This window comes from Vibrio sp. R-1 (assembly GCF_035615595.1).
Taxonomy (GTDB): Bacteria; Pseudomonadota; Gammaproteobacteria; order Enterobacterales; family Vibrionaceae; genus Vibrio; species Vibrio cholerae.
On sequence record NZ_WPDC01000368.1, the window covers coordinates 1 to 240 of the forward strand.

Sequence of the window (240 nt, forward strand, 5' to 3'; positions counted from 1 at the left end):
ATGTTTGAAACTTGGTATAAGATGGCGAGCCTCATTCAATCGGGTCTCGATATCAGCCCAATTATCACTCACCACTTCAAAGTGGATGACTTCCAAAAAGGCTTCGACATCATGCGCAGCGGGGCTTCCGGCAAAGTTATCCTCGATTGGCAGTAACCGAAAATCTCTCCACAGAGCGCCCCGTAAGGGGCGCTTTGTTTATGGCTAACACTGTTTTTATAAACAGTAAAGTGGAAAATA

At 45.4% G+C, this 240-nt stretch carries 1 protein-coding gene; it reads left to right on the plus strand.

What is annotated here, in order from left to right:
* Positions 1–156, plus strand: a 156-nt coding sequence (locus GOU96_RS18540) for a hypothetical protein (RefSeq protein ID WP_000464289.1), incomplete at its 5' end; no start/stop codon positions are given.
* Positions 157–240: the final 84 nt, after the last annotated feature.